Origin of the sequence: Streptomyces sp. SAI-170 (genome assembly GCF_049739565.1) — a bacterium.
In the GTDB taxonomy this organism is placed as follows: Bacteria; Actinomycetota; Actinomycetes; order Streptomycetales; family Streptomycetaceae; genus Streptomyces.
Genome location: NZ_JBMGQD010000001.1, coordinates 26,307 through 51,199, shown reverse-complemented (window position 1 = coordinate 51,199; position 24,893 = coordinate 26,307). Strand labels below are relative to the sequence as shown.

Genomic DNA, 24,893 nt, shown 5'->3' with positions numbered 1-24,893 from the left:
AGCCGTCAGGGCTGGCAGCTGATCTGCCGAGAGAGCCCCTCGAAGAACTCCTGAAGACCGGATGCAGCAAGGTCGAACTGATCGAGCCATGAGGCGGTGGTCGACCTCCAGATCCGCCCGGAGCCGGCCAGTGCGAACAGATGGCCGCCCCCGTCGCTGGCGAATACCAGGGCAGGCTCTTCCCCGTCGATCTGGACGGCCCCGTACTCGCGGAAGTGGTCCGCGACCAGCGCGGCCGGGTGGACGAAGTAGCCGTTCTCCACATCGGGCAAGGAGATCTCGTCGATCACCCAGTACATCGTGGTCAGATCCGAGGGAATCGGTGTCAGCTCCACGAGCGCGTCGGTGGCCTGATGGCTCTCCTCCGAAGCGAGCACGACCTTGTTGCTGCCCGGCTCGAAGCCAAACCGCGCCTGGAACGACGCCATCAGCTTCGCGAGCGCCGCATCCGCCTGCTCGCACCAGCCGCGAAGCCACTCGGCATCAAGCCGATCGTCAGTCACGGTCAGCCCCTCTCGCCTCCGCCGCGACCCGCCCACGCGAGTCCGGAAGAACCTACAGGAGCATTCACGGAACTCCGGTCAGAGCCGATTTCACAGACCCTCATCAGTGCGGGATACGGCCCGCGGTCGCCAAGCGCGGCCAGCCACACGGCACCGGCCTGGGCACCTTCCGCAGGGTCGTCGAGCGGACGATGCCCTGGCTGCACGGCTTCCGCCGCCTAGGGAGTCGTTGGGAGAGACGTGACGTCATTCACCAAGCCTTCCTCGGGCTCGTCGTCTGTCTGATCATCCACCGACATGTCCAGAGGCTTTGTCAGGGCCAGTACGGCCGCACGGGATGCGGATGGGCTCAAGCCAGTGACTGGTACAGAGTGATGTCCTTCAAGGAGTGCCCGCCTCGATCTGCTGGGGAATCGAGAACACGGTTCCGCAGTTGGGACACGGTGCATGGCCAAAGATCAGCGTGAGGGCCTCGGCGGCTGCGTCTTCACCAGCCCCGACGGCCAAGCCGTGCAGGCGCGCAGCCAGCTCGTTCAGCTCGTCCGGCGGAACTGGTCGCCCCTGCCCATCCGTCGGTCTGGGGCTGTTGAACGAGACGAGGTCACTATCCCTGCGGCGCACCCCACATTCGGGTGGGCTCACGTCGATTTCCAAGGGGCTGGAACATGCAGGGCAAACCACCTCGTAGGTCATGCGGGAGAGTTCGGCACCCCAGACCGGCACTCCTTCGAAGGCCAGCAGCAGCTGCAACTGCTCGAGATAGTCCAGACCGTGGGCGCCCAAGCAATCGCCGCCAATCGCACGCTCCGTAAGGGGCCGCAGCTCAGCGATCACCTGTGGATACTTCGACAGCACGTATCCACGCGGATGTTCCTGCTCCTCGGCCGCGACGATGCTTCCAGCCAGGCAGAGGGCGTACATGCCGTCGCCTGGCCGGCGCCCCATGGCGACATCGGCAAGTAGGGGCAGGGCGACGAAGCTCGCTGAGTACACGGACCCTTGGTGGTACAGGCTCGACACGAGGTCTTCCCAGATGACGTCATCTTCGTCACCACCTAGCCGGTCGAAGAGCACAGGTATGTCTTCCGCCGTGCCGTACGCATGCTCAAACTCTGTCCAGTCAACTGCCATGCGGTGGATTGTGCACCCAGCCTCTGACAACCACTGCTCTGAGACGGCGGGAGGCCAGCGGCCATCACGGAAGGTGGATGAGGTCGCGCCGCTGATCGATGGGATGCTGTGGTCCGAGACTCTGATCAAGGGGGCAGTGGTTCACGAGCGGCTGGTGGTTGAGTACGGCTTCACCGGCACCTACCCGCGGGTCACCTGAACCGCAGCGAGTGGCGGCTCATCGAATGATGCAAATGCCTGGCAGCGGAGAGGTCTCTTCATCTGCTGCGGCGAGGACTTCTCGCGCCAAATGCCGGGCACGTCCCCACCCTGCGTCGGTGGACAAAGCCTCCCTGGTCCACCGATCCACGTTCGCGTCCTGGGACATCTCGCTGAACACTTCATCGATCGCCTGCAGCAAGGGCAGCGCATCACGACTGAGCTGACCCTCATCGACCAGTCGCCCCACAAGGCGGAAGGCATCGTCGAAGCCCAGGGCGATCTCGTCCGGCGGCACGTCGTACTTGTCCAGCCAAGCCACCTGAGTCGAAGCAGGGGATGCGACCACGACGAGCGCTTCCATCAGCATGCGACGACGCGGTGAAAGGCCCGGACTCTCCACAAACTGATCCTGCCACGAATCCGCTCGAGCCGAGCGAACAGCCTGCCATCTCGCCGACCACGTTCGTCCGTACCTGCTGAGCACACACTCACTCTCGCGTACGCCAACACCCGCTACACCACGGGTCCGATGTTCCCTTCGAGGACCGTCTGGATGATCTGAGGCCGGTTCCCACAGGGCCAGGATCTCGTTGGCGAGAGCCACGATGGGCAGGGGGTCCCGATCGCTGTGCACCACGATGGCTGCGGCCGACAGGCTGGACGGTACGGCTCCGGCGTCCAGCAGGACGCGCCACTCCTCCGGGGCCGAGCTCCAGGATCTCCAGCCCGGCGAGCTCGCTGATCTGCAGGGGGTCGGCCAGCGTGCCGGGGTAGGCGATGAGGGTGTTTTCGACGGGACCAGGTACCCAAAATTTCGAACGGCCTTGTGTGCCTTCGCTGTTAATCTGCGGCTGCCCATAACAAGACAGTGAAGAGGTCGTGCATGCGAACAGGCAGCTCCGGCACCGTAGCCGTGCTCGCGGGAGCCCTCTCCCTCGGCGTGCTCTGCGCTCCGCCCGCCCAGGCCGCGGACACCGGGATCGAGGTGACGAACATGGTCGTGAACGGGGGCAGAACCATCATCGTGGGGCCCACCGTGACGCAACGCCCGAAGTTCTCCTTCCACGTGACCTTGCCGAGGGGAGTCTCCTTCGACGACGTCGACGTACACCCCGTCGTTCACCGCTACGACACCACGCCCGCCCGGGCCTACGAGAGATCCGCCGAGATCCCCTGGAGCGGTGTGAACTGCGGCTACGCTCCCTCGGGCGGTTATGACTGCAAGGGCGACTTCTACCTCGACCGATCCTTCCTGGACTCCAACGGGGACGCCACGACCTGGAAGTTCGCCGTGATAGCCAAACTCTGGGAGGGCAGCGAGCTCAAGAAGGAGGAGTTCCTGACAGGACTGGGCTACATCCGCCTCAAGCGTGACGCTCGCGTCACTGTCAACGCCTCGCCCGAGCCCGTCATCAAGGGCAGGCCCATCACCGTCATCGGCAAGATCATCCGCGCCGACTGGGCGCTGAACAAGTACACCAACTACGCGGGCAAGCAGGCGACGCTGCAGTTCCGCAAGGCCGGCACGAACACCTACACCGTCGTCAGGACGGTGACCGCCAACGCCACCGGTGACCTGCGCGCTGCGGTCACGGCCTCCGTGGACGGCTACTGGCGCTGGTCCGTCGGCGGCACTGCCACCACAGCAGGCGCCGGCTCCACCGCCGACTACGTCGACGTCCGCTGACGGTGCACCGTGAAGTCTGGCCGTGCCGCGGAGCGCTGCACTGCGAACTCCTGCCGGCCGGCACACGGGCGGGGCAGGCGGGTGGGGACGGATGCGGGTGAGATGGAGAGGCAGTACAACCTTCCTCGCTGCCCGGGAGTCTCACATCCGCCGCACGCCGTGATCACTTGTGGCCGGCGGCCGGCAACGGGCACGATCCAGGTTCTGTGGTTCGCGGGCGCCGCTGGGGTCCGCGGTTGGAGGGGGTTTTCATGCGTCACCCGGTCCGTCTTGCCGTGGCGGTGGCCGTAGCGGCTTCGCTCACCGGCAGTGTGCTGGCTGTCTCGGCCGGGAATGCCGTCGCGGCGCCGTCGAGGCTGGCGGACGACTTCAACGGCGACGGATTCCGTGACCTTGCCGTCGGGATGCCGGCCAAGATGGTCAACGGCAAGCGAGGCGCCGGCGCCGTCCTGGTGACGTTCGGCTCCGCCCGGGGCCTGACGTCCCAGCACGTCACCGTCTCGCAGAACTCCACCGGTGTGCCTGGCGCGGCCGAGGCCGATGACCACTTCGCCAGCAGCCTCGCGAGTGGGGACGTGAACCGTGACGGGTACGCGGACCTGCTGGTCGGCAGCGAGGGGGAAGGCGTTCCCGGGGCGTCGCTGAGCGGTGCCGTGACGGTGCTGTGGGGCGGTCCGTCGCCCCTGCGCAGCGGTCTCCTCCTGCCGTCGGGGCCGTCTTACCCATCCCGGATGTTCGGGGCCGACATCGCCGTCGGTGACTTCACCGGGGACTCCGCCCCCGATGTCGCGGTCAGCACGGCGACGTCGCTGAAGCTGTACTCCGGCACCTTCACCCGTACCACGGCACCATCCGGATACGAGGTTCCCGCCGCAGACGGCGGCGGCTGGCACATCACGGCCGGCGACTTCAACGGCGAGGGCAAGGACGAACTGGCCGTCGTCCTGCGCGATGCCACGATCGTCTACGGCCAGACGCCCGGCACGACCGACCTTGCCTCCTTCAGCGAACAGGCCCGCCTCGCCGGCGGGAACGCCGTCGCGGCCGGAGACCTCAACGGCGACGGCCGTGACGACCTCGCCATCGGCCTGTCCGACCCCCGTCTCTACCCCAACGGCCGCCCCGACCCCAGCGGCGCCTCCGGCTACGTCACCGTCCACTACGGCACCGCGAACGGCCTCGACCCGGCACGACGCATCTACCACCAGAACACCGCAGGCGTCCCCGGCGGCAACGAGCGCGGAGACAACTTCGGCGCGGCATTGGCCATCGGCGACATCAACGGCGACCACCGCGCCGACCTCGCCGTCGGCATCCCCTACGAGTCCCTCGCCCAGAGTGTGAGGGCGGGTGACGTCGTGGTCCTGCGGGGCGGATCCGGCGGGCTCACCACCACCGGCGCAGCGCACTACACACAGGACACCCCCGGCGTCCCCGGCACCTCCGAGAACGCTGACGTCTTCGGCTCCCAGGTCCGCCTCGCCGACTTCAACCGCGACGGCAAGGCCGACCTCGCCGTCACCGCCCCCTACGAAGACGAGGGAAGCGGCGCGGTCTGGCAACTGCGCGGAACCAGCAGCGGCCTCAGCACCAGCGGCGTCACCCTCTTCGGCCCCACGCAGTACGGCGTCGCCTCCGGCTCCGAAATCGGCACCACCCTGCTCGACTGAGACACGGGCCCCGGACACGGACAGGCCCCAGCCGTGTCCGGGGCCCCGGACCCTCAACGTCCGGTGGCACACCGGCCGCAGCGTCACCAGTCTCGCGAACTGCACCCTGGACAACCCGGAGAACGGCTCGATCCACTTCGCATCATCCGCAGAGATCACCCCATGCCCAGCCAACGCACCAACCGTCCACACCAATTACGGGACAACCTCGAAGGCCGGGGCTCCGCTGAACACCTCGATACACAACCGCGGCCGGCTGCGCAGAGCTAGGCGATGTTTCTCGGATCTCCTAACGTGAGTGGGGAGTTGGGTCACGCTGGCTGTATGGGTCGTGGTGATCTGACGAATGCGGAGTGGGATCGGCTGAAGTCGTTCTTACCTCCTGGTGGTGCGCGTGGGGGCCGGTGGAGTGATCACCGTCGGGTGATCAACGGTGTTCTCTACCGGGTGCGGACGGGGGTGCAGTGGCGGGATCTGCCGGAGCGGTTCGGGCCTTGGGAAACGGTCTACAAGCGGCATCGCCGTTGGTCAGCGGACGGCACGTGGAAGATGCTGCTGTCGCGGATCCAGGCTGCCCAGGATGCCGCGGGGCAGATCGACTGGGAGGTGTCGGTGGACTCGACCGCCGTTCGTGCCCACCAGCATGCCGCCGGCGCGAGGAAGACACCGGCGGCCGCGTTCTCTCAAAAGGGGGCCGAGCGAGGGACGAACCAGGTTGATCCGGTGTTGCGGAAACTGACGGTCCGGCTGGAGGAGGTGGTCAGGTCGGCGAGTGTCTGGGACGTTCCCGGGGCGGCTTCACCACCAAAATCCATCTCGTCGCCGACGGACGGTGCAGGCCTCTGGCCTTCGTCCTGACGCCTGGATACTACGGTGACGGCCCCCAGCTCGCGCGGGTGCTTGAGGAGGTCTCCGTGCCGCGTGTCGGGGTCGGGCGACCTCGCAAACGGCCCGACCGCGTCCTGGCGGACAAGGCCTACACCTCCCGCGGCAACCGCCGCTACCTGCGACGACGCGGAATCCCACACACCATCCCGGAACGTCTCGACCAGCAAAGACATCGGCAGAACCGAGGTTCCCGCGGCGGGCGGCCCACCGAGTTCGACAGCGAGCTCTACAAGAAGCGCAACACCGTCGAGCGCGCCATCAACCGGTTGAAGAGCTTCCGCGCCGTGGCCACACGCTACGAGAAACGCGCCTACACCTATCTCGGAACTGTCACCTTCGCGGCCCTCATGGTCTGGCTCAGAACATGATCCGAGAAACATCGCCTAGGAGCAGGGCAGCGCGGACCATGGCGTCACCCTCCGCGGCGAACCTGCCGGCCAGAGCGGATCGGACGCTGTGCTCGGGGTCGGCGGCCGTCGCCAGAACATAGGCGGCGTCGATGCGGATGGTGCGCTCGTTGTCGTCGAGGAGCGCCAGGAGTGCAGATGTGTCGGCAGTGATCGCGGCCCGGGCGGCGGCCACCGACCAGCCGGCCGGGTAACCGCTCACTTCGAAACCGTAGTCGTCGCAGTCGGGGGAGTGGCGCCGAGGCTCGGTGCGGTGAAGAAGGAATTCCTCGCGGGAGGCAACGCCGAAGTACCTGGCGCGTGCCGGATCTTAGAGTACGCCGAGCGCCGCGCCACGCTGCGGGTGGTGGGCATCGGTGGCGATGGGGATCAGGAACGGTACGGCGAGGGCGGCGGCAGCCCGATTGTCGTTGGCACACAGGCCCCGCAGCACGTCCCTCGCGCGGGGAGCGCGACCGTCGTCGGTGCGCAGCAGGTGAACGGCCTGCCGGGCGCGGTCCCTGTGGGAGAAGTTCCCCCACGGGACAGCGTCGAGGGGCAGCACGCGCCGGCTGCCGGACAGGATGCCGGCCACCACCGCCCGCACGTCGAACTCGCCTCCCGCGAACAAGGCCCAGTCCCTAACAACAACACCTCTCACCACCGAATCCCCAGCGACTTGATCATGCCGGTCCCGACAGCCCCGCACGACGGCGGCCTGCGGACCCCCCAGCCGCTCTCACAGTCACCCGTCCCACTCAGCCACTGTGACCGTGCACGATAGTTGGCCCGTAGGGCCAGGTCCTCGCTCAGCCACGGCAGAGATGCCGCAGGCGTCCGAATGGGTCAGGGTGTGGGCGAGGCCTCGGTGAGTGCCATCCAGTCTCGGATCGTCTTCTGGTGCGATCCTTTCGCCGTACTCGCAGCCACCGCCTCGGCGTCCTCGACGGAGCACGGCATTCCTGCTCGGGTGAGCAGGACGAGTGGCCACCCAGGGCCCGCGCCGGCCGGCTCCCCGTCGAAGGCGGTCCAGTCCCAGGGGCCGCCGAACCGCCATGCCCGGCCGACGGCATCGGCGACCTCGTCGCCCACTTGGAGGGATGCGTATGGGCGCATCAACAGTTCGAAGGTGAAGGGAATCCCATCGCCAGGGTGGATGGTGTACCCCGAGCCGTCAAGATGGCTCTCGTCCGGGAACTCGCGATAGGACAGACCTCGGGGCAGCACGGTCACGGTCTGGGTGGGATGTGGCAGCCAGGCCGTCTCCAGCGGGGGGTCGTGGTGTTCCACGTCCGTCACGTGCACGACCGTGGGCGGCACGCCAACACGGCAGACGTCTCCCGCCTTCAGATGCTCGGGCGGGGGGTCCGTTCGAAAGAGCTCGGCCTCCACCTCAGGCGAGAAGCTCCCACCGCTGTTCACGCCGAGGGCGACGACCCCGTTCCAGCGCGCGAACTCGTTCTCGGTGTCGATTTCCCACCACGGCCATCGCACCGACACGTGATCCCACGTGACACCCTGCACGACACGGGTAACCGTGAAGGGGCAGGCAACGGACAGCACGTCACCGACCCGGAAGTCCCCCTCATCAATCATGCGATCAGGGTAGACGGGTTCCTTTGGCGGCTTACGCGGCCTACCAGCCAGGACGCCCCGTCGGGCCTGCTGGCCACCTAACGCGCACACGGGCCAACCAGCGTCCTCAAAGGCCAACTATCGCGCACAACTGGAACCAGGTGTGACCGAGCACGATAGATGGCGTCATTGGCGGAGTCAGGCCGGAAGCCCATTCCCTTGTGCCACCTTCAGAAGAGGGCTTGGACGGCATAGACCGTGCCGAGGGCAGCTGCAAGGGCACCCAGCAGTAGTCGCAGGGCGGTTTCGGGGAGGTGCGGTTGAAGGCGCGCGCCGAGGTAACCGCCGATGAGTCCGCCCAGGCCGCAGGTCAGACCAGCCACCAGTCGGGCGCGACAGGGCCGGGGCTGACCGTGGCCAGGGCGGCGTAGGCGGCGGCTCCGGCGATGGAAGTGGTGAAGGTCGCGGCGAGGGTGGCGGGTGCGAGACGGTTCATCGGGATGCCGCGGGCGGCGAGGACGGGGCCGAGCAGCGAGCCGCCGCCGATCCCGTAGATCCCGCCCACCACGCCGACGGTCAGGGCCAGCGCGGCGAGCGCGGGCGCCGAGGGCTCGCCGACCTGTGGGCCGGATCGGCGGGCCGGGCGCAGGGTGCGCGGGCACAGCCAGATGCCGAGTGGTAGGAGGAAGGCGGCGACCAGGAGGCGGAAGACGACGGGGCCGGGGAGGGCGAAGACTCGGATGGCGGCACCTGCGAGAACGCCGGGGAGTGTCCAGGCGACGAGTTGGCGGGCGAGACTGCCGCGCGGGGCTCCGTCGCGGCGGTAGCGCCAGAGGGCTCCTGGCCCGGCCACGACGTTGAAGAGCAGGTTCGTCGGCGTGACGGCGGGGCTCGGCACGCCGAGGACACTTAGTTGGACGGGGAGGAGGAAGACCGCGCCCGAGACGCCGACTGGCGCGGTCACCGTTGAGATCACCAGGCCAGCCGCGAAGCCAGCCCAGATCGTCCACTCCACCGCTGCTCCCGCCTCATCTCTGCTGCTGGGTCAGTATCGGCCGACCGGACCGTGCTTGTGGGAGGCTGCAACGAGATGTTCACGAGCAGCAGCCCGGCGTCCGCAGCCGTCTACGGGGTCGACGGCGGTTGAGGTGGGTGCTGTGGTGTGTGCGGCCGGTGCGCAGCAGCCCTTCTCGGCGGCGTCCGGGCAGGTCTTGTCCGTCTCGACCGCGACCACCGATGCCAGGAGGTGGAGAAAGGGAAGGCGGGGATGATGTCGTGACGGTCACCCCACTGGTCGCCGCTGCGATGGCGGATTTCACGATTGAGCGGTACGGGCGCTGACCGCGCGCCCGGATCAGGTCGAGAGTCAGACGCTGGAGTTCAGGCGCGAGTACTCTCCGGCTTGTTGAAGTTGATCGCCGCCATGGTCAACACCTACGGCGGCATGATCCTCGTCTGGTTCAACAATCGCGCCGCCGACGGCGAGGACCGGGTCGTGGGCGTCGACGCCCAGAGCGCGCTCGACCAGTCGTCCACGCCCCGCGCACCGGAAAGAATGTCGAGATCATCCCGCTCACCTCCGCCATTCCTTGTCGGCGTGCAGTCTCTTGGGCCGGCGGCGCCGGGGCCCACGGCGGGACCGGACGGGCGGGATGCCGCGCACGAGAGGCTCCAGGCCCTGGCTGTCGTGCATGTTCGCGCCGGAGACACCCAGGGACAGCGGCAGCCCGTTCCTGTCCGTGATTAGGTGGATCTTCGATCCCAACTTGCCGCGATCGGTCGGATTCGGTCCCGTCAGTGGCCCCCCTTTGTGGCCCGCAGGCTCACGGAATCGATCGCGCACCGCGACCAGTCCAGCTCGCCTCGCACTCCGAGTTCGTCGAGGATCACGCGGTGGAGCCTCGCCCAGACCCGGTCCGCGGTTCCACTGGGCGAACCTTCGGTAGACCGTCTATGCCGGCCACGAGGTCTGGCGGTTGCCGTAGGGCAGATGTGCGCTCATGACGTACGGTCCGCTTCCGCGACGAGTTTGCGGGCGGCTTTGAAGAAGGGCGTACTCCGCATCTACGCATTCACAGCGGTCACCGCTCCGTCGTGGCGTCGGCGGCGCGGGGCCCGGTTGATCTCCTCGGCGGTGGGTGTGAAGACGTCGTTGATCACTGACGTGCGGCGGGGGTGGACGCAGCCTTTGCCGTAAAAGCCGAGGTTCTTGGCTCGCTCGGCGTCACGGCGCAGGACTCCGGGGTCGTCGAGCCCTTGCTGGCTCCACCAAGGCGACGCTGAGCAGACACCCGTCGCCAGCGCGGCTGCGTTCCAGAGCATGACCGGCGGCCTCCTTCCCCGGCCGCCCGCGCTGATTGCGTGGCGACGTGACCGCGGTCTGATCACGCTTGGCTTCCCGTGTCGGTTGTGTCATTCGCCAGAGGGCGGTTTGCGGTGTCTGCCTCGTCCGGCCCGGAGCGGCTGGGGCTGTGCTGCCGGGGCGGCCTCCGGTTCTTCGGCGCGGGGATACAGGAGGCGTTGGGCCTCGGCGAAGCTTGCGGCGAATCCGTAAGGCTCCCAGGCGTAGCCATTCCACCGTTGGATGGCGCGGGGCGCGTCGGGGTGGAGGTGCGAGCCTTGAGGGCCGGCGCCGGAGACGAGCGGCACGGCGCGCAGGCGTCCGATCTTCGCGTCGCGGCGTTTTGCCCAGAGCGACAGGGGTTCGTCGTCCATCAGGATTCCCAGTGTTGCGCGGTGACCGAGCTGGCCTGGGCAGCGTAGTGGCCCGGCTGGTGATCGTGCCGTGCCGGATCAAGCAAAGTGCTGCACCCAACGCAGCGCCGGGTGGCCGTCGATCCAGTAGGTGTGGGTCTCTCGTGTGATGTGCAGCCGTACGTTGGTGATGTCGGGGCGTCCGGCGTCCTGCCAGGTGGTGAGGGTCTGCTCGATCGTGTCCCACAGGGCGAGCGGGCCGCCCTGGCGGACGGTCCAGGTGTCTTTGTACGGGGTGAACGCGGCGAACGATTCTCGGTCCGGGTCGAACAGGTACAGCAGGCGGGCGCCCTCCTGTGAGGTGGCCCGGGTGAAACGCGCACCGGGTGCGGTGAGCTGTGCGAGGAAGGCCGGCATCCAGTCCTCCAGGAGCAGCGGCGACAGTGTGGTCTTGCGTTCGCTGTCGGCGTAGGCGGTACGGGCGGAGAAGTCACCGGTGATCGGCTCCTCGGCCTGGGAGCGTGCCTGCATGAACGAGCTGCGGCTAAGGATCCGGCCCTCGGCGGTGCCGTCGTCGGAGACCGTGACTTTGGCGAGCCCGGTGCCGTAGTGCCATGTGCCGCCGACGGTAGCGAGGATGATGCCGCCCGACTTGGTCTGGCGCAGCCATGTGTAGGGGATGCGGCGGACGGCGCAGGTGGCGATGATGCGGTCGTACGGTGCACGGGGTGGATGCCCGAGGAGTCCGTCTCCGGTGAGGGTCCACGTCGAGAAGCCAGCTGTCTCCAGTGCGGCGTCCGCACGTGCCGCAACGTCTGGGTCCACCTCGATCGTGGTCACGTTGTCCTCGCCGAGGCGGTGGCACATCAGTGCGGTGGAGTAGCCAGTTCCGGTACCGATCTCCAGCACGTGCTGCCCGTCCTCCACCGCCAGCTTCTCGATCATGTCGATGACAGTGACTGGGGTCGTGGACGAGGAGGTCGGAGAGCCTTGCACTGGGCCGCTGGCCTGTTCGGCGGTGAGGCGCCCGTCGAGTTGGGTGGTCAGGGACTCCACGCGGTAGGCGATCTGCACCCACTCGGCTGGGTCGGTTCTGGTGGCTGTGACAGGACGCCACTGCCCGCCCTCCATGGGTAGGAACACGCCGGGGTGCAGGAACAGTTCCCGAGGCACCGCCTCCACCGCAGCCCGCCACGGGGGGCTGACGAGGACGCCGAGCTGCGTCAGGCGGGCGGCAAGGGCCCGTCGCTGAGGGATGGTGTCGGTCATGCGGCATCTCCGTGCGTCAGCAGTTGAGCGAATGCGGCGGACATAGAAAGGCCGGTGGCCTCTTCCAGCCACCCCCACTGCCCGTTTGGGTTCAGCTCCAGCCACCACAATCCGTCCGCCTTGTCGACCGCCAGGTCGAAGCTGCCCGAGACCAGTCCGAAGTGGTCGAGGAATGCCAGAAGTCCCTTCTCCACATGGCGGGGCAGGTCCACCACGCTGTAGGCCAGGGCCGAGTAGTCCCTGCGCCAGTCCAGCATCCCGGACTCGATCCGCACGGCGAAAACCCGTCGGCCGACCACGAGTACGCGCACGTCGGCCACTTTGTCCACGACCGCTTGGAACAGGTGCGGAACGACTCGCACGCCTTCGTCGATCTCGCCCGCCGTCACCAGATCGGCCCACCCCGTGACAGGAACACCGTCCCGCTGGTAGGGCGTCCACCGGAGAGTCTTGAAGATCACTCGATCGTGGCCCGCGATGAAATGCCTGGCCTCGGCCGGATCGTTCGTCACCAGCGTCGGCGGGACGGCCATCCCGAGTCGCTGGGCGACGGCGAGCTGGGCAGGCTTGTAGTCCGCAGCAGCATTGCGGAGCGGGTGGTTGACCCACAGCGGCTCGTGCAGGGCATAGAGGATGCCGCCGAGCCCGTAACGCACCTGCGCCGCCGCGAAGCGAGCGTCGTCCGCACCGAAGCGGTCGAATGCGGGCCACACCGGGCGGCGCCAGTACACCGAGCGGAACGCCGTCAAATCGGCTGTGCGTGACGGGGTGCGGACCTGCCCCGTCACGGGGGCAGGTCCGGTCCCGAACCGCGCGGATATGGCCAGGTCGGCGCCTATGTCCGCGGGGTTGAACCGGACTACCGGCACGCTGCGCCGGTTCAGCTCAATGATCACCATGTCGGCGGTGACGTCGTCTGCTTCGGTGGCCACGAGGACCGCCTTCTTCTCGGCTGCGGCCACTGGTCAGTCCTGCTCGGAGTCCTGGTCGTGCCCCTGGTCCGGGGCGGAGTCCAGGTTCGTGGTGGTGCTGGTCTCGGTGCCCTTCCCCGTGCCGTGCTTACCCATCTCGATCACTCGCCCGGCGTGGTCGGCGTAGACGCCGAGTTGGGTGTCGGGATCGAGGCCGACCGAACGGTAAGGGCGGCGGGTGACGCTCGGGTACGGAGCGAGCCGGCTGGCACCCCAGGGACGTAAGGCGGTGAGGACTGCGGTGGTCATCGCATTTGCCTCCTTTGTGGCTGTGGCTGCGTCGAACCAGAAGCTACGGTCACCGTGGATGAAGTAGGACTGACTGTGGGTACGGGTTGGATGAACGAGAGCCCAGGGGGCGGCATGGCCGCAGCAGGTCCTGCACGGGTACGGGCGGCAACCGGCACGATTGCTGGGTTCGTGCTCCGCGTCGCCCGCGAGAGCGCGAGCAGCACGCAGGCTGGTATGGCCGAGATGATGGGTGTGGACCTCGCGACTTGGCAGGCCTGGGAGACCGGGCGAAGGCCCCTGGCCAACATGAAGGCCGGAACTTTCCTGAACCTGCGACGGTGCTTACTTGCCCTGGGAGCAGATCCCCAGGTGCTCCACCTCTTCGATCCGGCAATGGACGCAGACCGCGTCATCTCCGCCACGATCCACCCGCAGGACACCGCACGCCATCCCCTTGCCGGCTGGGTGCACACCCGCGATACGGCTCACATGCTCGCCTGGGCGCTGGACGGAACAGCCCCACCCCTTCTCGCGCGCAGAGCCACAACCGGCCGCCGAGGACCTGCCGCCAGGGCGCCCCTGCTGCCCGCAGCCGAACGCAGCGCATTCTTCTCCCAGCTCCGCGAGACGGCGGAAAGGGCCCTAAGGTCGGGAGAAGACGGACTGCTCCTGCACCGGCAGGCGCTCTACCTGTGCTCCTACGACCAGGCGCCAGAAGCGATCGCGTGGGTGGGTCAGGCGCTGCACGCACGCCGCGACCTCATCGCCACACGCGGCTGGACGCCGCACTGGCCGACCGCCCGGTCAACGGCCGCCGCCCTTGTCCGCCTCGGTGACAGTCAGCCCCTGCTCGATTTCATCGACAGGGCGATGGCGGACGATGACGCCGCCGAATCAGCGAATCTGAACTACTGGGCATACTGGCTCGGGTCGATCCAAGAGCCCCAGCGGAACGACGCCTTCATGACACAAGGAACCAATAACTGGGAGCCCGTAGGCCTGTTCAGAGGACTCGCTACAGGACTTCAGCAGGCCCCCGCGTACGTAGACCTCTACGTGCACTCGATCTGCGCTCTCCTGACAGCCCACCGGTGGCTGCCCCTGGCGGATCAGGACCTGACCCACCGCCTCGCCGTACACACCACCCAACTGCTCGACCACAACGCAATCTCCCCGCGAGCACGGCGGGAACTCAGCTCGGTGCATTACGTTTTGCGCGAGAACCGCACATGACACATCGGAGGACACACCTTATGGCGGACCGAGAGCAGGAGCAGGCAAAGGGCACGGCTGGCTTCCTGCTGGAGATGGGGATGCTCAAGCGCGCCAAGCGGTCCGGATGGTGGATCGCCGGGGTCAAGGACCCCGAGACCATCGCCGAGCACAGTTTCAGAGTCGCCCTTATCGGCTCTGTACTCGCCATGATGGAAGGCGCCGACCCTGCGAAAACCGCTCTCCTCGGCCTGTGGCACGACACCCAGGAGACCCGCGTCAGCGACATCCCGCACATCAGCCGCCGCTACCTCGAAGCCGCCAGCAACGAGAAGGTCACCGCCGATCAGGTATCCGCCGCGCACCCGGCGGTCAAGGCTGGCGCTCAGCGGATCGTGGAAGAGTACGAGCACGGGGACTCCCTCGAAGTGATCTGTGCTCACGACGCGGACAAGCTCGAATGCCTCCTGCAAGCAGTCGAATACCGCGAACAGGGCTGTACCAATGTCCAACCCTGGATCGACAGCAGCATCGCAAAGCTCAAGACCGCAGCCGCACAATCCCTTGCCGACGCCGCGCTCAGCATGACCTCGATCGAATGGCAACAGACCTACTTGCGCTGACTGGCAGCAACGGACCTCAGACCGCCTTTGAGATCTGCCGTGGAGCCGGAGGGCCCAGCTCAGTTTGAAGTACTGGCGGGGCGATCCAGTCTCGGTGATCGGTAGGATCGGCGGGCCGGAGGGGGATGCGATGTTGCAGGTTCTGTACAGCGGGGCAACCAGAGAGCTTGAGCTCTCTGGGACGCGTCAAGGGCTCTTGAGGCTCGGGCAGCTGTTGCGGGGGAGGGCCGGAAGCTGTGGTCTTTCGGAGAACTTGCACCCCTTCCCCTACGAGAGGTCGCTGTCCAAGATCGCCACGCCAACCGCCGTACGGCTACGGCACTTGGCCCTGATCGCCAACCGGAGCGGGCATCTCCTGATGCATCTGCGTGGCGACAGCCCGGGGACCGGCTGGCCGGACACCTGGTCACCAAACGGCGGCAAACCAGAGGCCGCCGATGCCGGCCCGCGCGGCACCATCGTGCGGGATGAAAGCACCCAGACGAGGGCAGGGATGAGAGCCGCATAATGGCCCTGACCTGCGTAAACGCCCTCTAGGAGGGCCCGCTGCAGAGCCGCCACGGGCAGTACCGCCCCGTCGAAGTTCGCACAGCCCAGGCGGACCCGGCCTCCTTCGGCCTTCCGGGCTGCCGACACGACCTCACGTCACGGCGCCCGTGACGGACGCGAGCCCGGGACCGGTGCGGCGGCGTCCGTCTCGTGAGCCTGGGCCGCTGCGGAGGGTTCCCCGTGGTCGCGGCAACTGCCGCCTCCCAGCAAGCGCTTGGCTAGAGCGAAGGCGTCCTGCGTCTTGGGGTGGGAGGTGCCCAGTCGGGTGTTCAGGATCAGTGCGCCCCTGCGCGCGAGGGCCGCCGCGGTCGGGTCGCCCAGCGCGTGGACGGCCCGGGCCTTGAGCAGCAGGGCGTACCCGATGTACAGGTGGTCCGGCGCGTAACTGGTCTCGCGGATCCGTAACGCCCGGGAGATCAGCGGCATGGCCGCGGCGTGGTCGTCCAGGTCAAGGTGGACACTTGCTAGGGCTATCAGGTCGAAGCTCACGTACGGGTCGTCCGGCCCGTATGCCGCCTCGTCGATCCCCAGTGCCCGCTCGGCCAGGGGTACCGCTGCCTTGTGATCACCGAGGAGGTGGCAGATCCGGGCCAGGGTGGCTAGGTCCGTCGCGATGGCGGGGCTGTCCGCTGGCAGACAGGACTCGTGCAGGCACAGCGCACGTTCCGCTAGCGGACGCGCCCGCTCCGGAGCGCCGCGGTCCCGGTGGATCTGCGCCAGGGTGATCAGGTCGAAGCCGATCTCCGCGTCCCGCTGTCCGAGCGCTTCGTTGATCGCGAGAGCTCGATCGCACAAGGGCAGTGCCACCGAGTGCTCCCCGATCGAGAGGAGGAAGGCGGACGCCAGTCTCAGCAGCGTCGCCGTCTGGGCGGCGCACTCGGCCGACGGCTTGTCCTTGGTCACCGCGAGCACGTGCGGGAGCAGTTCTCGCCATCGCGACGGCGCCTGCGGGTCACCGTGGATGTCGTGCGGCACGGCCGCGAGCAGCGCCCGGCACAGCCGCGTGCGCGCGTCGGTGCGCATGTCGTCCGGCATCGCGGCGCGGATGGCGGCCTGTACCAGGCGGTGCAGCACCAGGGAGGACGCGCCGCGCCGGGCTAGCCCCAGGCCGGCCAGAGCGCCGACCGTCGTGTCCCACGCCACCGGATCGGCAGCCGCCGCGATCAGCGGTTCCTTGCCGTTACCGAACAGGTCCAGTGGGATGGGCTCCGGTGCCAGCAGCGCACACAGCTCCAGCAGCCGCATGGCCTGCGGCCGCTGGCTCTGCAGCTTGCGCACGCTGAGCTGCCACAGGGTCGCGACCACCACCGCGGGCCGGTCGGTCAGTTCGCCCAGCGCGATCATGTCCTCCAGCCGCGATGCCAGCAGGGCCAGGTACTCCGCGGGCTCGGTGTGGTGGTAGTCCATGTATCCGGCCGCCTGCTCCAGTGCCAGCGGCAGGTCCCCCAGGTGCTCGGCGATCCGGTCCGCCACCGCTGCGGTCATGCCGTACACCCGCCGGGTCAGCAGCTCCACCGCCTCACGTCTGGAGAAGACGTCCAGGTCGACGACGCCGGCTCTGCCCGACCAGCCGCGCAGCCTGGTCGTGATGATGAGGTGGCCGCCGCTGCCCAGTTCACCCGACGGCAGCGCGTTCAGGAGCGTGCCGGGCTTTTCGCCGTTGTCGAAGATGATGAGCCAGGGCCGGTGGTCCCGCAGTTCTCGGTAGACCCGGGGGATGATGTGTTCGGAGTTGACCTCCGCCAGTCCCAGCTCCTGCGCCAGCGAAGCGAACTGCGAGGGCACCAGATCGGGGTCCTCGGCGTCGACGAACGCCACGAACCGGTAGGTCGACCGGTAGCGGTAGGCGTACTCGACCGCTAGCTGTGTCTTGCCGACGCCGCCCAGCCCGTGCACGACCTGCGTCGCGCCCTCGCCGCCCGAGGCCAGGCGCTGCCGTAACTCGCGCAAGGTGGCGTCGCGGCCGGTGAAGTGAGTGTTGCGTGGCGGCAGCCGGTAGGTCGCCGGGCGGTGCCGCGTGCCCGGAAGACGGGCCGTCGGCGCGCGGACCGTGCCGCCGGCGGTCTCGAGCAGGTCGGTGAGCGTGGCGTGGTCGCTTCGCAGCCGCGCGAGTTCCTCCTCGCAGGACAGGTCGATCCGACCGGCGTGCGCGGCGCGGACGCATGCGGTCACATAGGCCGCGACCCGCTCCCAGGATGGCGGTCTGCTGAACTTGCCCGCCAGCAGGTCTGACAGGGACGACCGGGTGAGGACCTTGTGCTCGTCGTAGGCCAGCAACAGCGCCTGGGTCGGTGAGCCGGCGGACGTGCGCAACCGTTGCAACCGGTTGACGAACCAGCTTTGTGGTGAGCCAGGTCCCCTCATGTACGCGGCTTTCCCTCGCTCCGCTCTCCGGAACCGTCCGGACTCCGGAGCCCGCGGACGCTGCGTGTTCAGCGGGAAGCGCAGCGGATCCGGGCTTCTCCGGGACCACGCGCCCGAGCGGCGCCACCCGGCAACGTGGACGGCGGCGCAGATGGCACGCCAACGACCTGAACTCGACGAGGGGATCAACCATGGAACTCAAGGCAAGCCTCATCCGACTCGCCGGCGCGGGTGCGGCGCTCGCATGCGGTTCGGCGCTGCTGGTCGGCGGCGCGGCCTCGGCCCAGGCGGCGGCCGTGAACTACCAGGTGATCAACGGCAACAGCAGCAACTCCTGCCTCCAGGTCAACATCTCGGGCGGCAAGGGCGACCTGGTCCTCGGCACATGCGACCGCAGCGCGAAGCAGGTGTGGCAGATCAGCGGCGGCGTCTTCAGGAACCCGGCGTCGGGCCACTGCCTCGACGGGAACGGCGCGGACGTCTACACGTTCCCCTGCAACGGCGGCGCGTACCAGAAGTGGACGACTACGTCCGGCAGCCCGAAGTCCATCCGGCACAACTGGAGCGGCAAGTACCTGGATGCGAACGGATCGGTGGGGGCCACGGTCGTCTTCCAGCCCACCATCAGCACGGCGTCCCGCTGGGTAATCGACCCGGTGTGACCCGTCGGCCGACCCCAAGAGCCGGGCGGGCCGCCCTCACCGGCGGCCCGCTGCCCCACAACCTTCACGAGCGCCCGGAATCCCGTGCTCTCACGGTCTTTCTCCCAGGAGCAGGCTCGCGGAGGCCCCAATGCCTGCGAAGAGCGGCGCCTCCAGCGGCGCAGGCGATGTTCGGCCGGTCAACCGGTTTGTTGCGTCGGTCCGGCGGCCCGTGCGGTGCCGGGTTCGGCGCTCCTGCGTCTCGGTGGTCGTCTGCACGGCGGCGAGGAGGGTCCAGCGTCGGCCCTGGGCGAGGGCGGCAGCCTGCGAGACTGCGGCGCCTTTACCGGAGTCCAGGTGGGGCTGTGCGGCACGTATGTGGCGCTGATGTCGACGAACAGGAACTGCGGGCGCCTGCCGTGGTGGTGGTCGGCGCTTTCCAGGGCTCGGGCGACCTAGGACGGGGCGAGTCCGGCGCGGGGGAGCAGAACTCGGCTCGCGCGTACGCCTTGTGGAACGGGCCGGGGAGGCATCGAGCCGAGGGGCACATGTGACGGGGCTCCGGGTGGGGTAAGGGGTCCCGAAGCCGTCGTTGGATCGAGGGTGGTCACTGGCGGCTCGAGTTCGGCCGTTGCCGGCACCACCCGCGTGTCCGGCGCGTGCGCACCTGTGGCCTCTTCCGTGCCCGCCGCGACGTGCGGTGGGCGGGGCATCGTCAGTGGCCCCCCGCACGTCGAACAGGGGGCTCGCTATGCCGGGGACCGCCCATGCCGAGGAACATAATCCTGCGCGTGCGGCGGGGCGGTGCTGGCAGGGGTGCGTCGTGGTTTCATGCCCCATTGGGGACGCAGGGCCGTGGTGGCGGCGTATCGGATTTTCGATGAGCGCGCGATACATGGAATCCCCGGCACCTCGCTTCTCCCGCGCAGGGTAGCGCCGCAGCCCTTCGGAATCACACTCTCCGGCGAACTCTCGCAGCCGAGTCCCGGAGCCGTGCGCCGCACAGACGAGGACCCCTTCGGCCTGTCAATATTCTTCTGTAGAGGGTTCGTTGGACCACCCGGGGGGCGAGTGGTGATGCGACGCGACCGGCTGTTCTCCATGGAGGTACGCCTCAGGCGGTTCCGGGACGAGGGAACTCCTGGCATTCTGCTGGGCCCGGAGGCCAGGAACGACGCCCAGGGCGTCGCTGAGGCGCTCGCGGACGACCACGACCGCGCCTGCCACTTCGCGCTGGGGCTGTTCCACTGGTACCGCAGCGGCATCGTGCCCCCGCACATGGCTCCGCAGGAGACCGAGCGGGCCGAGAACCTCCTGCTGCCCTGCTATCTCGCCGAAGTGCCGGGCGTGCCCGAGCCGCTCGTGCCGTCGTTGGCGGGCAGGGCCCTGCGCGCGACGACCTCCATGATCGTGGAGATTCTCTCCCACCCTGAGGGCGTTCCGCCCCACGCGCTGATGGTGCAGTGGCAGCGCAGTCTGCGCGAGGCGTCCGCGGGGCGGCGCGACGAGATCGTGGACTCGCTCTTGCCGTTCTCCGGCTCCTTCGCGCCGAGCCAGGTCGACTGTCTCATCGACCTGGCCCGGGGCATCGTCGCCTGTACCCCCGTGGGGCACCCCGATCGCGCAACGCGCCTGGAGGTACTGGCGCACATGCACTTCGTCCGCTTCACCTACGCGGACGCGGAGGCGGACCTTCAGGCGTGTCGCGACGCCTGTCGTGCCGCGCTGGAGATCGTCCCCCCGGGCCACGTCCGCGCTTCGGAGATGGCGCACCTGTGGCGCAACACGGAGCGCTTGCGCCTCCAGCGCTCGGCGCAGCCCGCGGAGCTGGACGAGGCCGTCGATGCCGCACGCCGGGCGCTCACGGCCGCCGGTGTCGCGGCGGATCGACGGGAGCGGCTGTTCGACCTCGCCGCCGCGCTGGAGGGCCGGTTCAAGGTCACTGGCTCGCTCACCGACCTCCAGGAGGCCGTGGACGCCTACGACGACCTCGTCCGCCGCGCCCCGGCCGACCACCCCGGCACCCTGCGTTTCGACGAAATGTCCGCGCTTGTCGGCCTGCTGCTCGAACTCCATCAGCGGACCCGGCGGCTCACCGACCTCGACCGGGCCATCGCGATGCTCCGCCTGCTCGTCGACGCCGAGGAGATCGCTGTGCCCGCGCGCGTGCATGTGCTCGAGAGCCTCGTCGCCAACCTGACGGCGCGGTTCGAGCAGACCGACCGACGCGAAGACCTCGACGCGGCGGTGCAGTTACTGGAGTCCTTCGCGCGTGGGCTGCCCGCTGACTCCCTCGACACCGCCGAGGTCGCCCTGCTGCTCGGCCGCACCCTTCAGCTGCGGGCGCACCGCCTGGAGCAGCCCGCGGACCTGGACGGCGCCGTGGTCCGGTTCCGGCAGGCCGCGAAGGCTCCCGCGCGGGACGGGACGCTGCGCCTGAACGCCCTGGGGCACCTGGGCTCGGCCTTGCGCGAGAGAGGAGAGCGCGCGGAAAGCCGTAGCGACCTCGACACCTCGGTGGCCGTGTGCCGCGAGGCGGTCGACGAGGCCCCGCCCGGGCACCCGTTGCTGCCGTCCCTGCGGACCAACCTGGCTGCCTCGCACAACGCCCGCCATCGCCTCACCAACAGCATCCCGGACCTGGACGCGGAGATCGCGATCAACCAGGAGCTGATCGACGCAGGCGGCACCGAGGACCCGGAGGTCGGCACTTCGGTCCTTCAGAAGGCACGAAGCCTCCGGCGGATGCCGGGAGGGAGAGGTGTCTCATTCGCTGGAAGGAAATCGGTGACCTGTGCGTGTGCCCTTCGCGTTCGGGTGGGGGAGCGGTACGTAGGTGTGGGCGTGTTGACGGCGCCGGAGACAGTACGAGCCGGGCCCCCTCCGAACGGAAGGGGCCCGGCTTGCGGTGATCGGTCAGATGCTGTGGGGCTGCCGTGACGTCGACCTGCGTGGATCAGGAGTAGTCATCTCGGTAGGAGCGGCGCAGGATGTCGCGTTCCCGGCCGGCCTGGGTGTCGAGGGAGTCCTCGCGGTCGATGACGATGGTGTCGTTGGCCGGCCGGGCTCGTACCTGGCTCCCGTAGCCGTCGGTTGCCTTCACCAGGAGGGCATCCTGGTGTGCTGCCGGCCAGCTCTGGATCAGGTAGGCCTCCACGACTCCGTCTTTCGACGTCCCGTCGACCGCCCGGTCTCTCCCGGTGGCGTGGAGACGCAGCCGGTAGCTGCCGGGGCCCTGGAACGCGAGGGAGGGCAGGTCTGCCGGGTCGTCCATGAGGGGCGTCACCAGCATGTCCCCCGACGGGGAATGGCAGGAGATCTCGGCGATTTCTTCCCAGTCGGCCCCCGGATCGGGTCGCTGGGCGTGCAGTTCGACGGTGACCTCGACGTTGCCGGTGTGGATCCCCGTCAGCACCTCGATGTTGCCGCCGACGGCGGATACGAGCCCGTTGTGGTTCGGATCGACGTCTTCGCTCAGCGCCCCTTCCGGGTCTGTGATCTGGAAGAGGTGGTACTGGGCGAATACCAGCGCTGTATGCGCGCGGTCTGGCTGGTTCACTGCGTTTCTCTTCCGGGTCGATGCCTGGGCCTATCTGATCCATACCAGGAACCGGTCGCCCTCCAGGACGCGGCTGTAGACGTAGAAGCCCTTGAGAGCCCGGCCTCCCTCGGTGTTCTGGGTGTCGTTGATCATACGGCGGCTGAATGGACCACCGCTGTACTTCGCACCCTGCCATGTTGAGGCGAAGGGATACTCGTCGCATGACTTGCCGGGCGGGCGCTGCAGGCTTCGCGGGCACGCCTCTTCCCGGTTTTCTTCATTCTTCTCGCGGTCCGTGAGCCGCGTGAGGTAGTGCGTCGTACCGTACTTGCCCGGCAGCCCGGTGGCCTGGGCGTCCCTGATGTGGTCAGCCAGTTCTGGCCACGGCCCGTTCAGGCTGTAGCTGAGCACCGGCACGGCGCGGAGGTTCACACAGCCGACCTGGCGGGTCGTTCCTGGCATAGCGGTGTCACAGCGGACTTCGACGCTGGACAGTTTCGTCGCGTTCGAGGGCCCGGGCCATGCAGGGTTGGTGAACCGCCAGACCGCGATGGACCGGCCGGTTCCCCGCTGCATGCGGACCGCTGTATTGATGGTGGTGTCCATGAAGAACTGCCCGTACGGCTCGGCGCTCGCGGTGATGGCCTGGGACGGGAAGTCCTTCTTCGCAACCTTGCACTTGCCCGTGCAGGCGGCGCTCCCGTACGCCCGGGTGCCACTTACTCCTGACCCCCACCGCTTGGTCTCCATCAGCCTGACCTGGTAGGCCCACCTCTTGTCGTTCCGGGCCGTGAAGGAGTAGCCGACGATGAGGTACTTGATGCCACCGACGACTCGGCCTGTACGCACGTCGACGACGGTGAGGTCAGAGCGGAATATGCCGCAGCCGCGCATGCGCTCGACGTACCACGTTGAGTCCACTCCCGCGTCGATGCACCACTTCGGCTCTCGCCATGGTGAACGCCTGGCTGCCGCGGCCGCCGATTCGTCGCTCGGTGAATCCGCTGCGACTGTCTCTTCCGCGGCACCGTCCGGCACCGCTTGCGACTCAAACGGCTCCGCAGCCGCCGCGGCGGCCAGGATGGCCGACTCAGACGCAGCGGTGTCGACAGGAGCGTCAAGCTGCGACAGAGCGGTCCGCTCCGCGGCATCGAGTTCAACTGCTGGCTCCAGCGCCGAGGTGCAGGCTGCGTACTGAGCGTCGGGCTGCAGGGCAGCAGCCTCCCTCTGCCTGTCGCATTCGATCTGGTGGCCGGCCGTCAGTCCGAGAGACTCTCCGTCTTCGGCGGTTGCCGGTCCTGGCACTGGTTCTTCAACCGTGCTTTGCGCACCCAGGGCGATGTCCTCCGCCGCAGGCGCGGTCTCCGGGTCGTCCTCGGTGAGCTCCGAGCCAGGCGACGGTTCGTCAGCAGGCGTGTCAGCAGCGGTGATACCCCTGGTCAGTGAGGTTCCCGCAGCTGTCTCCGGTCCGCTGGCCGCCTGCGCCATGCCGAGGTGACTGCCCAGCAGTCCCAGCGTCACGGCCCCCACGCATAACAGCGTTCGCGATCTCAAGTTGTAACCCCCAGTTTGGTCATAACAGCGCAGACCAACCTCGTGTGGCATGTCCGCGACTGGTCACGAAGATCCAAACACAGCGACCACGCGGATACCAGCAGTCACCCCCCGGAGGAGGGGGTAGGTATCCGGCCGATGTCACCGAGTCGGGGAAGGAGCGCCCTCCGAGTAAAAGAGCATCTGATCTACGTAGTTGGTAGTTCGGGATGATTTTGTGATGGCGGGTGTGGGTGGTCGTTAGGACGGGCCTGAGCGTGCACGTCCTTACCGCAGCGATGTGTCCGATGCCCGGTGGGCCCTGATCGAGCCGGTCTTCACCGCCTGGCGGTCAAGACGGACCGGGCCGGGCACAGCGGCCCGGGTGCACGACCTGCGAGAGATCGTCAACGCGATCCTCTACGTCAACCGCACCGGCATCCCGTGGGAGTACCTCCCTGATGACTTCCCGCCGTACAAGACCGTCTACGACTACTACGCGAAGTGGGAAGCCGACGGCACCACCCAGCAGGTCCACGACCTCTTACGTGACAAGGCCCGCCGAGCCCACGGCCGCAGCATAGAGCCGACCGCAGCGGTGGTTGACGCGCAGAGCGTGAAGACCTCGGCAAACGTGGCCGAGACCAGCCAGGGCATCGGTGACGGCAAGAAGATCAAAGGACGCAAACGGCATCTGATCACCGACACGCTCGGCTTGGTCCTGGCCGTCCTGGTCACTGCCGCGAACGTCCACGACACCATCGACGGCAAGCGTCTGCTCGACGACCTGCCGGCCGAGCATCCCAGCGTCACCAAGGTCTGGGCCGATGGCGGATACCAGAGCAGCATCTTCAACCACGGTGCCGGCTACGGCATCGACGTTGAGGTCGTGCAGCGGAGCCGGGCGACGGGGTTCGAGCCGCTTCCCAAGCGCTGGGTGATCGAGCGAACCTTCGGATGGCCGATGCAGCACCGCCGGCTGGCGCGGGACTACGAAGCTCTGCCCCAAAGGTCCCGCACGATGATCCACTGGGCGATGGCTAACAAAATGTCCCGCGAACTGACGGGAGAATCCATACCAACCTGGCGAATCGAAACAGACATCCTGCTCACGGCATCCTAGACAGTGATCAGATGCTCTCTAAGGCCACATCGGGCAGCAGGCGCCCGGCCCTCTCCCGGTCCACCGCATCCGCTCGATCCTGCCTGGTCACAGCACGCACC

At 68.0% G+C, this 24,893-nt stretch carries 22 protein-coding genes and 5 pseudogenes; 10 read left to right on the top strand and 17 right to left on the bottom strand.

Annotation, left to right across the window (positions count from 1 at the left end; translation table 11 throughout):
• Positions 1 to 5: 5 nt before the first annotated feature.
• A complete protein-coding gene (locus tag RKD23_RS00270) occupies positions 6 to 503 on the bottom strand; it encodes a hypothetical protein (protein WP_424851669.1) in 498 nt (165 codons plus the stop codon).
• Between the two features lie 110 nt (positions 504 to 613).
• Between RKD23_RS00270 and RKD23_RS00265 the strand changes: the two are divergent.
• Positions 614 to 814, top strand: a pseudogene (locus RKD23_RS00265) (IS5/IS1182 family transposase); the annotation flags it as partial.
• A 70-nt stretch (positions 815 to 884) separates the two neighbouring features.
• Here the strand turns inward: RKD23_RS00265 and RKD23_RS00260 are convergent.
• On the bottom strand, positions 885 to 1,634 hold the full coding sequence (locus RKD23_RS00260) for a hypothetical protein (RefSeq protein ID WP_424851668.1): 750 nt from the start codon (positions 1,632 to 1,634) through the stop codon (positions 885 to 887).
• A gap of 73 nt (positions 1,635 to 1,707) precedes the next feature.
• Between RKD23_RS00260 and RKD23_RS00255 the strand changes: the two genes are divergently transcribed.
• Positions 1,708 to 1,833, top strand: a complete 126-nt coding sequence (locus RKD23_RS00255; RefSeq protein WP_424851667.1) for a hypothetical protein — start codon at positions 1,708 to 1,710, stop codon at positions 1,831 to 1,833.
• Positions 1,834 to 1,851: 18 nt separating this feature from the next.
• Here the strand turns inward: RKD23_RS00255 and RKD23_RS00250 are convergent, their stop codons facing one another.
• Positions 1,852 to 2,202, bottom strand: a complete 351-nt coding sequence (locus RKD23_RS00250; RefSeq protein ID WP_424851666.1) for a hypothetical protein — start codon at positions 2,200 to 2,202, stop codon at positions 1,852 to 1,854.
• Between the two features lie 146 nt (positions 2,203 to 2,348).
• A pseudogene (locus RKD23_RS00245) lies at positions 2,349 to 2,632 on the bottom strand (SMI1/KNR4 family protein); the annotation flags it as partial.
• An 86-nt stretch (positions 2,633 to 2,718) separates the two neighbouring features.
• On the opposite strand from RKD23_RS00245, the gene RKD23_RS00240 reads away from it, so the two are divergent.
• The 3 genes and pseudogenes from RKD23_RS00240 (at position 2,719) to RKD23_RS00230 (ending at position 6,448) form a co-directional block, all read left to right on the top strand.
• Entirely contained in the window at positions 2,719 to 3,522 is an 804-nt protein-coding gene (locus RKD23_RS00240) for a hypothetical protein (protein ID WP_424851665.1), read from the top strand.
• A 251-nt stretch (positions 3,523 to 3,773) separates the two neighbouring features.
• Complete coding sequence (locus RKD23_RS00235; protein WP_424851664.1) at positions 3,774 to 5,192, top strand: FG-GAP-like repeat-containing protein; 1,419 nt, start codon at positions 3,774 to 3,776, stop codon at positions 5,190 to 5,192.
• A 324-nt stretch (positions 5,193 to 5,516) separates the two neighbouring features.
• A pseudogene (locus RKD23_RS00230) lies at positions 5,517 to 6,448 on the top strand (IS5 family transposase).
• Here the strand turns inward: RKD23_RS00230 and RKD23_RS00225 are convergent.
• The 10 genes and pseudogenes from RKD23_RS00225 to tgmA all read right to left on the bottom strand — a co-directional run bounded on the left by RKD23_RS00225 (position 6,438) and on the right by tgmA (position 13,224).
• Positions 6,438 to 6,689, bottom strand: a complete 252-nt coding sequence (locus RKD23_RS00225; protein WP_424851663.1) for a hypothetical protein — start codon at positions 6,687 to 6,689, stop codon at positions 6,438 to 6,440. The pseudogene RKD23_RS00230 and the gene RKD23_RS00225 overlap by 11 nt on opposite strands.
• A gap of 108 nt (positions 6,690 to 6,797) precedes the next feature.
• Complete coding sequence (locus RKD23_RS00220; RefSeq protein WP_424851662.1) at positions 6,798 to 7,097, bottom strand: hypothetical protein; 300 nt, start codon at positions 7,095 to 7,097, stop codon at positions 6,798 to 6,800.
• 215 nt (positions 7,098 to 7,312) lie between these two features.
• Positions 7,313 to 8,029: a hypothetical protein gene (locus RKD23_RS00215; RefSeq protein WP_424851661.1), complete on the bottom strand. Its 717-nt coding sequence runs from the start codon at positions 8,027 to 8,029 to the stop codon at positions 7,313 to 7,315.
• Between the two features lie 242 nt (positions 8,030 to 8,271).
• Positions 8,272 to 9,056: pseudogene (locus RKD23_RS00210) on the bottom strand (sulfite exporter TauE/SafE family protein).
• A 573-nt stretch (positions 9,057 to 9,629) separates the two neighbouring features.
• Positions 9,630 to 9,992: pseudogene (locus tag RKD23_RS00205) on the bottom strand (transposase); the annotation flags it as partial.
• A 113-nt stretch (positions 9,993 to 10,105) separates the two neighbouring features.
• Positions 10,106 to 10,363, bottom strand: a complete 258-nt coding sequence (locus RKD23_RS00200) for a hypothetical protein (protein ID WP_424851660.1) — start codon at positions 10,361 to 10,363, stop codon at positions 10,106 to 10,108.
• A gap of 90 nt (positions 10,364 to 10,453) precedes the next feature.
• On the bottom strand, positions 10,454 to 10,756 hold the full coding sequence (locus tag RKD23_RS00195) for a DUF6087 family protein (protein ID WP_424851659.1): 303 nt from the start codon (positions 10,754 to 10,756) through the stop codon (positions 10,454 to 10,456).
• Between the two features lie 78 nt (positions 10,757 to 10,834).
• Entirely contained in the window at positions 10,835 to 12,004 is a 1,170-nt protein-coding gene (gene tgmC, locus RKD23_RS00190) for an ATP-grasp peptide maturase system methyltransferase (protein ID WP_424851658.1), read from the bottom strand.
• Positions 12,001 to 12,966: an ATP-grasp ribosomal peptide maturase gene (gene tgmB / locus RKD23_RS00185; RefSeq protein WP_424851657.1), complete on the bottom strand. Its 966-nt coding sequence runs from the start codon at positions 12,964 to 12,966 to the stop codon at positions 12,001 to 12,003. The genes tgmC and tgmB overlap by 4 nt, the downstream gene beginning before the upstream one ends.
• 3 nt (positions 12,967 to 12,969) lie before the next feature.
• Positions 12,970 to 13,224 (bottom strand): putative ATP-grasp-modified RiPP, encoded by a 255-nt coding sequence (gene tgmA / locus RKD23_RS00180; protein WP_424851656.1) that lies wholly within the window; start codon positions 13,222 to 13,224, stop codon positions 12,970 to 12,972.
• A 114-nt stretch (positions 13,225 to 13,338) separates the two neighbouring features.
• Here tgmA and RKD23_RS00175 point away from each other — a divergent pair, with 114 nt between their 5' ends.
• Entirely contained in the window at positions 13,339 to 14,439 is a 1,101-nt protein-coding gene (locus RKD23_RS00175; protein ID WP_424851655.1) for an XRE family transcriptional regulator, read from the top strand.
• A 20-nt stretch (positions 14,440 to 14,459) separates the two neighbouring features.
• Positions 14,460 to 15,041 carry an HD domain-containing protein gene (locus RKD23_RS00170; protein WP_424851654.1) on the top strand — a complete coding sequence of 194 codons (582 nt, stop codon included), beginning with the start codon at positions 14,460 to 14,462 and terminating at the stop codon, positions 15,039 to 15,041.
• A 645-nt stretch (positions 15,042 to 15,686) separates the two neighbouring features.
• Here RKD23_RS00170 and fxsT read toward each other — a convergent pair.
• Positions 15,687 to 17,954 carry an FxSxx-COOH system tetratricopeptide repeat protein gene (fxsT, locus tag RKD23_RS00165; protein ID WP_424851653.1) on the bottom strand — a complete coding sequence of 756 codons (2,268 nt, stop codon included), beginning with the start codon at positions 17,952 to 17,954 and terminating at the stop codon, positions 15,687 to 15,689.
• Between the two features lie 191 nt (positions 17,955 to 18,145).
• Here fxsT and RKD23_RS00160 point away from each other — a divergent pair, with 191 nt between their 5' ends.
• Complete coding sequence (locus tag RKD23_RS00160) at positions 18,146 to 18,616, top strand: RICIN domain-containing protein (protein WP_424851652.1); 471 nt, start codon at positions 18,146 to 18,148, stop codon at positions 18,614 to 18,616.
• Positions 18,617 to 19,672: 1,056 nt separating this feature from the next.
• Complete coding sequence (locus RKD23_RS00155; protein ID WP_424851651.1) at positions 19,673 to 21,535, top strand: tetratricopeptide repeat protein; 1,863 nt, start codon at positions 19,673 to 19,675, stop codon at positions 21,533 to 21,535.
• A gap of 16 nt (positions 21,536 to 21,551) precedes the next feature.
• Here the strand turns inward: RKD23_RS00155 and RKD23_RS00150 are convergent, their stop codons facing one another.
• Positions 21,552 to 22,154, bottom strand: a complete 603-nt coding sequence (locus RKD23_RS00150) for a hypothetical protein (protein WP_424851650.1) — start codon at positions 22,152 to 22,154, stop codon at positions 21,552 to 21,554.
• Positions 22,155 to 22,184: 30 nt separating this feature from the next.
• Positions 22,185 to 23,666 carry a NucA/NucB deoxyribonuclease domain-containing protein gene (locus RKD23_RS00145; RefSeq protein WP_424851649.1) on the bottom strand — a complete coding sequence of 494 codons (1,482 nt, stop codon included), beginning with the start codon at positions 23,664 to 23,666 and terminating at the stop codon, positions 22,185 to 22,187.
• Between the two features lie 304 nt (positions 23,667 to 23,970).
• On the opposite strand from RKD23_RS00145, the gene RKD23_RS00140 reads away from it, so the two are divergent.
• The gene (locus RKD23_RS00140) at positions 23,971 to 24,792 is read left to right on the top strand and encodes an IS5 family transposase (RefSeq protein ID WP_424851648.1); all 822 of its coding nucleotides are present in this window, start codon (positions 23,971 to 23,973) and stop codon (positions 24,790 to 24,792) included.
• The last annotated feature ends 101 nt before the right edge of the window (positions 24,793 to 24,893 follow it).